This window comes from Serratia sp. Ag1 (genome assembly GCF_000743355.1).
Classification (GTDB): Bacteria; Pseudomonadota; Gammaproteobacteria; order Enterobacterales; family Enterobacteriaceae; genus Chania.
This window is the reverse complement of the sequence record NZ_JQEI01000031.1, coordinates 45,586-52,324: the sequence shown is the minus strand read 5'-3', so window position 1 is coordinate 52,324 and position 6,739 is coordinate 45,586. Positions and strand designations below refer to the sequence as shown.

Below are 6,739 nucleotides of genomic sequence, written 5' to 3'. Positions count from 1 at the left end.
TGATTTTGTGATCCACTACAACCTGGCCCGGATGGGCGCGAACCACGTTGGCCGGCAGGCGGATATTCATATCCATCCCGCTATCCACCGTTTGTGCCCGCGCAAAGGTTACGTCCTGGTAGCTTGCCAGCGGCACGGCATAGGTGCTGCCCCCACCTACCGGGGTGCCTTCTACCTTGAAGCCGTATTTCGCCTCCCCCAGCTTCGGCGTGGTCACCAGCAGGGCGGCACCGCTCGGGCTGGTGCGCCCCAGCGCGATCCCGTCTTTGCTGGCAGCCAGCATGCCGTTGTAGTTGAAGCTGCCGCTGGTCACGTCATTGTCCACCCCGACCCGCACAGAGGCGTCCCCGCGGGTGCCGCTGCGGCGAGCACTTAGCCCCACGGCGTTGGTGCGGCCTATTTCGCTGAAGTCCACGCCCGCGTAGGTGGTGCCGGTGCTGTCCTCAAACTCGCGGCTGTAGCTGCCACCGGTATGGAGCTTGCCGCCGTAATACGCAGCGTTCAGCGTGCCGGTATTGCGGTCCAGCATGATGGTGGTATTCAGGAACAACCCGTAATTGTTGTTACTGTCGTTAAAGCCCCCCTTCTGTACCCCGGTGGAGATCACCGCCCAGACCCCATTGCCGCGCCAGTTCCAGGAGCTCTGCAACTGGTGACGTTCGCTGTTGGCAAAACGGCTGTAGTTGTAGCCCAGACGGGTAGGACCAAACTGACGGCTGTAGCTGAAGGTGGTGCTGTTACTCGCCGGGTACAACGTGGAGACGGCCGTATTCTGGTACTGCGACGCCGTCAGGTAACCCAGTTGCTGGTTGCCTGCCGTCAGGCTGGCATAGCCCCCGACGTGTTTTTCACCGGCCATCAGCCCCACAGTCGGGGTCACGTCCACGTCGGCCACCTGCATCGGTCGGGTCAGGTTGTGCTCCATGGCCCAACTGTTGCCGCTGCCCTTGAGCAGGGCACTGCTGGCGGCAAACCAGGCGGTCTGGAAACTGGCCCCCATATTGAACAGGGTGTGCTCGGTATCCAGCTCTTTGCCGAGCGTCAGGTACCAGCCGGTACCGCCGCCGTAGTTGATGTTGGCAATCTGCTGGTTTTCGGTGCTGACCACCTGACCGCTGCGGTTAACCAGGCGGATCTCCACGTTATAGAACCCGCCGGGCAACTGGTTGTAATCAATCTCGTTGCGACCGATCACTGCCGGTACGCGGCGGATCAGGCGGCCATCGCGGTAAAACTCGTAGTCCCCGTCAGCGGTGGCAAACAGTACCATCTTGCCGGCAGACTGGTTGTCTCGTTTGAGGTTGTCCTGGCTGCCCAGGGTCACGAACTGGTCAAAGCTCGGGTTCAGCGACGTGTTGACGCTGCCCGCAACGTTGTCGCGGCTGTCCTGGCGGCCACCGCGCAAGTAGGTACTGGCGAAGTTCTTTTGCAGATACCAGGTACTGACACCCTGATCGGTAGTATGAACGTCGTAGTTGTGGTTTTCGTTGTAATACCAGTTGAAGTAACCATAACTCTGAGCGGGTAAACCGATAAAACCCTGACCGAAAGCGGAAACCGCTTGGTAATCGTTCGAGGCGGTACGCACATCCAACGACTGGTTATGGATGAATCCCATCATGGTCTGCGGTTGTACATACCGTTTGCTGCCATCGCTAATGGTCAGTGACTGTTTGACTTTATCCAATGAAACAACCTGGCCACCAACCGTGTAATCACAGCCATTGGGGCAAACCGCATAGGGGATATTGGCCAGCACCTTGTTGAGCAAGGCGATCTGTTCGGTGGATACCCCATTCTGGCGGTAGAGAGCTTCATTAAAAGAGAGGCGGTTGTCTTTTGCCGACCAGGTCACCGGCCCTGGCAATGGTTTACTGTCCAGGGTGGCAAGATACTGTATGGAGGTATCCTGTTCGGTATCGGAAAAACCGGCAGGAACCTGATATTCGATCTGGGCACTCTCTGCATATGTCGCGGCTGACGGCGCCAATAACAATAAGCCGGTTGCCCATCCTGGGATAACTTTGGCCATGGAGATTCCATTCTATAAAGAAGTAATTAACGTCAAAGGTTATTAACCTAATATTATTTGCAATAAAACAATTTTGTTTTATTGATGTTTTCCGCAGCAAATTAAAAAACGGCTATTTGCACTGTAAACACATTAAACTTAAATGTATTGCAAAAAACCTAAACAATAGGGTCACCTAAGCAACCCTATTAAATGAATAATGTTCAATAAAGAATATTATGCGACTATATTATGCTTTTGGTTCGAACAGCATAACCAGGTCACCCTGATATGCGCCGTTGGTAGAACCTGTGGCGTTGGTTGGCGCTTTAGCAGTGATCTTCAGCGTATAGGTGTTGTCATAGCCACCTGGTGCAGCGGTGGTCTGAATGACTTTCACAGGCGTGCCCTGAACAACCGCTTTACCCGCGAAGCTAACAGCAACGCTAGACAGCTGGGCACCATCAGCACGTGCAACAGTCAGTGGCTGTACCAGAGAAACATTCACTTCGGTGTCAGTGGTGTAAACACGCACTGGCAGATCGTTAGAAGCGAATGAAGTCTGGGTGTAGTCTTTGGCGAACAGTTCTTCTTTGTCATACCAGGTGCTGCCGTCTGGCTTAGAAACAAAGATGGCATCATTGATATTTGCAACAATAGCGATCTCTTTATTGATACCAGCAGCGTGAGCCATACCGGTAGACAGAACAGCAGCAGCGACAACAGACAGAAGAATCTTTTTCATTATTACTTTTCCTTTTTCAAGACGATCTTATTCATTAAGAAACGTTTTAATCCAGTACTGAACATAGTCAATAACCATCATCAAATGGCTTGCCAGCTCAATAAAGGATGATAACCAAGATTTATTTTTTATGGTCAACAAAGAAGCCAGACACGACAGAAAAACTTCAATCAGCAAGCCCCTTAACCACGGAGACTAATATAAGACTTTTCCTTGGGTCTGGGGAGTTAATGATTTTCTATCATTGATAACAAAAATGACTAATCGTGTGTGGAGTTAGTTGATTTAGAACCTCTATGCCAAATAATTCAAGTTACTTGTTGGCAACAAGAACTAACCCATAGGAGCGGGCCCGACCTGGGTCGGGTAACGCAGGCAGTACCCAAGTAATTTGAAATATCTCAATCGGTGAAATTGTTACCGGTGATTCGGAAGCAGCCAGCCAGGAAGGGCTCGATATCACACACACAAATGAGAAAAATCTTAATTTAAAGTCATTCTTGTCAAGGGCGATTGGATAGATTTGGCATGCAAGAGGTCACGGCGTTACGGCACAATTGTTGAAAACCTGGAGCAACCATACCATTATTCCCATAAAATAAATGCGGTTTAACAGAAAATCAGGATAAGATTAATAAAGTCACGGCATAGCAAAACAACAAAAAAACTTAACTAATTGATTTTTATTAAATAAAAATATCTTTTATCACTATGGTATAATTTTTTTGCATGACGGATAAAAAAATGTTGGATTTACATAAACAGAGAATAATCTTATATTCCCCCTACTGATTTAGTTAGTGGCTTAATTATACCCCCCTTTCTATGTCTAATTAAATTTACCTCTAATACTTAATGGTTTTCTTCACATATAGACTGAAAAATTCAATTTGCAAAAAGGTGGCGACTCGACGGCCCAATGTGGTGAAACCCACAAATGGACTGATTAAAAAAGTCACCCCTTATGAAAATTGAAGCATGATGAATATATTGAAAAAATTTAATCGCATTAAGTTTAGCAGGCAAATACCCCAAACCAAATAAGTTAAATTTTAAAAGGTAAGACGTAATGAAAAAGACACTTCTGTCTGTTGTCGCTGCTGCTGTTCTGTCTACCGGTATGGCTCACGCTGCTGGTATCAAAAAAGAGATTACTATTGTCGCAAATATCAATGATGCCATCTTTGTTTCTAAGCCAGACGGCAGCACCTGGTATGACAAAGAAGAACTGTTCGCCAAAGACTACACCCAGACTTCATTCGCTTCTAACGATCTGCCAGTGCGTGTTTACACCACTGACACCGAAGTGAATGTTTCTCTGGTACAGCCACTGACTGTTGCGCGTGCTGACGGTGCTCAGCTGTCTAACGTTGCGGTTAGCTTCGCGGGTAAAGCAGTTGCTCAGGGCACACCTCTGAAAATCACTCAGACCACCACAGCACCGGGGGGCTATGACAACACCTATACGCTGAAAATCACTGCCAATGCGCCAACCAACGCAACAGGTTCAACCAACGGCGCATATCAAGGTGACCTGGTGATGCTGTTCGAACCAAAAGCATAATATATTTTAATTATCGCTTTTAATTAAGTAATTAGGGTTATTTCTATAACCCTAATTATTACTAAAAAACAATAGAGAATAATAACAAAAAAACTTTTTTTGCTATTGGTTTTTATTGATGTTTTTAATAAACATTATTTTGGAGTTGTCCATCATGAAAAAAATTATCCCAGGATGGGCAACCGGCTTATTGTTATTGGCGCCATCAGCCGCGACATATGCAGAGAGTACCCAGATCGAATATCAGGTTCCTGCCGGTTTTTCCGATACCGAACAAGATACCTCCATACAGTATCTTGCCACCCTCGACAGTAAACCGCTACCAGGGCCAATCAGTTGGTCAGCAAAAGACAACCGCCTTTCTTTCAATGAGGCTCTCTACCGCCAGAATGGGGTGTCCACCGAGCAGATCGCCTTGCTCAACAAGGTGCTGGCCAATATCCCCTATGCGGTTTGCCCCAATGGTTGTGATTACACGGTTGATGGTCAGTTCGTCTCTTTGGATAAAGTCAAACAGTCGCTGAGCATTACCAATGGTAGCCAACATTATGTAAAACCACAGACAAGCTTCGGCTTTATTCATAACCAGTCGTTGGATGTGCGTACCGCCTCGAACGAGTACCAGGCCGTTTCCGCCTTCGGCCAAGGGTTCCTGGGTTTACCTGCCCAGAGTTATGGTTACTTCAACTGGTACTATAACCAGAGCCAGAATTACGACGTTCATACTACCGATCAGGGCGTCAGTACCTGGTATCTGCAAAAGAACTTCGCCAGTACCTACTTGCGCGGTGGCCGCCAGGACAGCCGCGACAACGTTGCGGGCAGCGTCAACACGTCGTTGAACCCGAGCTTTGACCAGTTCGTCACCCTGGGCAGCCAGGAAAACCTGGAACTCGACAACCAGTCTGCCGGCAAGATGGTGCTGTTTGCCACTGCCGAGGGGGACTACGAGTTTTACCGCGATGGCCGCCTGATCCGCCGCGTACCGGCGGTGATTGGCCGCAACGAGATTGATTACAACCAGTTGCCCGGCGGGTTCTACAGTGTGGAGATCCGTTTGATCAACCGCAGCGGCCGGATAGTCAGCACCGAAAACCAGCAGATTGCCAACATCAACTACGGCGGCGGTACCGGCTGGTACCTGACGCTCGGCAAGGAGTTGGATACCAAACGTACCCTGCTCAATATGGGGACCAGTTTCCAGACCGATTGGTTTGCCGCCAGCAGTGCCCTGCTCAAGGGCAGCGGCAACAGTTGGGCCATGGAGCACAACCTGACCCGGCCGATGCAGGTGGCCGACGTGGACGTGACCCCGACTGTGGGGCTGATGGCCGGTGAAAAACACGTCGGGGGCTATGCCAGCCTGACGGCAGGCAACCAGCAACTGGGTTACCTGACGGCGTCGCAGTACCAGAATACGGCCGTCTCCACGTTGTACCCGGCGAGTAACAGCACCACCTTCAGCTACAGCCGTCAGTTTGGTCCTACCCGTCTGGGCTACAACTACAGCCGTTTTGCCAACAGCGAACGTCACCAGTTGCAGAGCTCCTGGAACTGGCGCGGCAATGGGGTCTGGGCGGTGATCTCCACCGGGGTACAGAAGGGGGGCTTTAACGACAGTAACAACAATTACGGGTTGTTCCTGAATACCACCATCATGCTGGACCGCAATACCGGCACGCTGAACGCTGCGTATTACGGCGGCAAGCTCCATACCGGTGGCAGCTACAGCCGCGAGTTTGAGGACAGCACTGGCACCACCTACGCGGGCGTGGACTTCAGCGAAATAGGCCGCACCAACGCCGTGGGGCTAAGTGCTCGCCGCAGCGGCACCCGCGGGGACGCCTCTGTGCGGGTCGGGGTGGACAATGACGTGACCAGCGGCAGCTTCAACTACAACGGCATGCTGGCTGTCAGCAAAGACGGGATCGCGCTGGGGCGCACCAGCCCGAGCGGTGCCGCCCTGCTGGTGACCACGCCGAAGCTGGGGGAGGCGAAATACGGCTTCAAGGTAGAAGGCACCCCGGTAGGTGGGGGCAGCACCTATGCCGTGCCGCTGGCAAGCTACCAGGACGTAACCTTTGCGCGGGCACAAACGGTGGATAGCGGGATGGATATGAATATCCGCCTGCCGGCCAACGTGGTTCGCGCCCATCCGGGCCAGGTATACCCGGTGAAAGCAGAGGTGAGCATGAACCTGTTGTACAACGGTTTCCTGGTGGACTCGCAGGGTGCACCGGTCAGCGGGACGCTGCAGGAGAGTGGCGATACGGTTTATCCGAACGGGTTGTTCTCGCTGGCGTCTTCGACGCTGCTGAAGGAAATCACCGTGAGCGGCAAACAGGGGCGCTATCGCTGTGACCTGACCAAACCAAAAGACAATTACTACACCTGTGTGGTGGCTTAAAACAAATGACAG

General features: G+C 51.2%; 4 protein-coding genes. 2 read left to right on the top strand and 2 right to left on the bottom strand.

Annotation, left to right across the window (positions count from 1 at the left end; genetic code table 11):
• Together IV04_RS18845 and IV04_RS18840 are read right to left on the bottom strand one after the other, a co-directional pair.
• Positions 1-2,032: TcfC E-set like domain-containing protein (locus tag IV04_RS18845; protein WP_051916860.1), on the bottom strand; the 2,032-nt coding region annotated here is incomplete at its 3' end.
• A gap of 229 nt (positions 2,033-2,261) precedes the next feature.
• Positions 2,262-2,756 (bottom strand): CS1 type fimbrial major subunit, encoded by a 495-nt coding sequence (locus IV04_RS18840; protein WP_037404611.1) that lies wholly within the window; start codon positions 2,754-2,756, stop codon positions 2,262-2,264.
• A 1,069-nt stretch (positions 2,757-3,825) separates the two neighbouring features.
• Here IV04_RS18840 and IV04_RS18835 point away from each other — a divergent pair.
• On the top strand, positions 3,826-4,320 hold the full coding sequence (locus IV04_RS18835) for a CS1 type fimbrial major subunit (protein WP_037404610.1): 495 nt from the start codon (positions 3,826-3,828) through the stop codon (positions 4,318-4,320).
• 154 nt (positions 4,321-4,474) lie between these two features.
• On the top strand, positions 4,475-6,727 hold the full coding sequence (locus IV04_RS18830) for a TcfC E-set like domain-containing protein (RefSeq protein WP_037441222.1): 2,253 nt from the start codon (positions 4,475-4,477) through the stop codon (positions 6,725-6,727).
• Positions 6,728-6,739: the final 12 nt, after the last annotated feature.